This window comes from Acinetobacter sp. YH01019 (assembly GCF_013420285.1).
GTDB lineage: Bacteria > Pseudomonadota > Gammaproteobacteria > Pseudomonadales > Moraxellaceae > Acinetobacter > Acinetobacter gandensis.
In genome coordinates this window covers 1-2,448 of sequence record NZ_VOYM01000158.1, presented here as the reverse complement: position 1 = coordinate 2,448, position 2,448 = coordinate 1, and the positions used below count along the sequence as shown (strand labels likewise).

2 protein-coding genes and 1 CRISPR repeat array are annotated in these 2,448 nt (G+C 34.2%); both genes read right to left on the bottom strand.

Features of this window, described 5'->3' with window-relative positions; genetic code table 11:
- Positions 1–109: 109 nt before the first annotated feature.
- A CRISPR array of direct repeats spans positions 110–777; the repeat unit is 36 nt; unit sequence ATCTACACACAGTAGAAATTTAAAAGGCTGTTAGCC.
- A gap of 115 nt (positions 778–892) precedes the next feature.
- Complete coding sequence (cas2, locus tag FTT84_RS18315; RefSeq protein WP_180076053.1) at positions 893–1,162, bottom strand: CRISPR-associated endonuclease Cas2; 270 nt, start codon at positions 1,160–1,162, stop codon at positions 893–895.
- 4 nt (positions 1,163–1,166) lie between these two features.
- Complete coding sequence (cas1, locus tag FTT84_RS17515; protein ID WP_180076054.1) at positions 1,167–2,147, bottom strand: type V CRISPR-associated endonuclease Cas1; 981 nt, start codon at positions 2,145–2,147, stop codon at positions 1,167–1,169.
- Between the last annotated feature and the right edge of the window lie 301 nt (positions 2,148–2,448).

The window sequence follows — 2,448 nt, the reverse complement described above, 5'->3', positions numbered from 1 at the left end:
TGCCATTTTTCTTTATACTGTCACTGAGGCAGGTTGGACATTTGATTTCTAGAGTTATTTGCATTTCTCTATTTTATCAAAATTCAACCTGCTTTTTTTTAGCATACTTTTTGATACACCACCGAAATTTAAAAGGCTGTTAGCCCAATTCGATGAACTAACGCCGTAATAAATCTACACACAGTAGAAATTTAAAAGGCTGTTAGCCGCCCACACTTCACTACGAACACGACCAAGATCTACACACAGTAGAAATTTAAAAGGCTGTTAGCCACGGTGATGGAACAACGCACTGTTTAATATCTACACACAGTAGAAATTTAAAAGGCTGTTAGCCATTGAACGTAAACGCTTAGGCTTGAGCATCTACACACAGTAGAAATTTAAAAGGCTGTTAGCCTTTGATGCTACAAAACAGGTTGTCACCTATCTACACACAGTAGAAATTTAAAAGGCTGTTAGCCTTTAAGGCCTAAAACCCCCATTTTCTGAAATCTACACACAGTAGAAATTTAAAAGGCTGTTAGCCGTTAAGTTCATTTAGCCGAGTGGTCAGATCTACACACAGTAGAAATTTAAAAGGCTGTTAGCCACTGGTCCGGTCGTATCGCCAGGGTATCTACACACAGTAGAAATTTAAAAGGCTGTTAGCCAATGGTGCTTTGTTGCAAACGATTTATCTACACACAGTAGAAATTTAAAAGGCTGTTAGCCATTAGTAGAAAGAATAAAAATTGATTTATCTACACACAGTAGAAATTTAAAAGGCTGTTAGCCCCGTTTTTGCATTAAAATAAAGCTAAAATATTGATATTCTCTAAAAAAATACAGAAAAAACATCAAATATCTCCTTAAAGTGCATCATTTTTGGCATGAAGACGGAGGTTTGCAGCTACAACGACACTAAACGCATTGTTCTGTGTGTTGCATGACCATAACGAATTAATTCTCGTTCATGGAATCTAAATATTAACACACTATCAGCATTGCTAAAGCGTTTTTCAAATCTATTTTCGATCTCTGCAGTAATAATATTTAATACGCGATTTGAGTTTTTGATTTCATAGACGGAGTACTGTAATCGATCACCATATTCCATTAGAAAGTGTGAAAATTGGGTGCGTAACTTATTATCGCTAATATCATAACTGACAATAATCATGGATTTATTCCTCCTGAATGAACTCGAAGTTTTCATAACGTTCAGGCTGTTGCTTCATAAAACAACGGTAATACTGTTGAATAAAAACAAATATTTCAGATTTATGCACTAAAATGCTGGTCATTAAAATTTCATTATATTTTTTAATATGTTGATTTTGTAATACGTACCTTTGCTTGATCACAGTAAAATGATCATGCTGAAATTGTTTAAGTTGAAAACTTTTTAGAACTTGTTGATCCACAATACAGCGAAATGGCTCGACCAAATCACAAACTAAAGATTTTCGTTTAAACCAAAGTTGATGTAATACCCCTGCATAGGGATCAAATCCAAAGAGTTTTGCATTGGTTTCGATGTAGTTAAATAACAGGGTATAACCCATATCTAGAACCACATTAATGGGATCTATTTTTAATCTCGGTTTTCGACCTTTCCAATCAATGGCTTCAAAATGATGCTTAAAATATAATTTGGCACAATTACCCTCAATCCCCATGAGTTGATCTAAACCTTGTGTATCTATGATCGCATCGTGATAATTTTGTAGTTGTACGAATGCATCTTTCAATTTATCAGATTTTTTTCTTTTTAATTTCAGTAGATGTACATGGTTAAGGATTTTATTGGCAACAATTTTTTGAGCAAACTCAAAAGCTAAATCTGTTGATATCTGATACTGCTTTTGCCTTAATAGAAAATTGGCCTCTGCTCCTTGAGATAGAAAGAAAATCGGGCGTAAATGCGTATTAAAGACGGTTAAAGCAATAGCATTCTTTTGGCAGTGATCAATCAATGGGCTGCTGAGCGTATAATGCCCAATAATAAAAAGTGCTAAGGTCGTTTGTCGGCTAAGTTTAGTTAGAACTTCGCCTTCTTGGTTTTCAATTTGAATATTGCCTAAAGACACTTTGAGTTTATATTCGCCATCAAAACTATGCAATAAAATGATATTACGCTGTTCTATATCAGATAAATTCAGCATATTTGGTCCTTATTCTGTTTTGTCACATAAATTGTTATAAATACAAAAACGACATTTATTGGGATTAGCCACAAGATCTTGAGATGGATGATAGGACGTAAATTTTAAAATATGATCTTCAAACCATGCGGTAATCTCTGCATCAGGTAAGGGTAGAGGGAAATTTTTATTATCCTAGGACTTACGCATTGACGGATTCAAAAAAGTATTAAAATACTTTATAAAGTATCTGTGATCAGACGAATTAAACATGCTTCTACAGCAACTTGTACATTACCCATTTATATGGGCTTTCTCATGA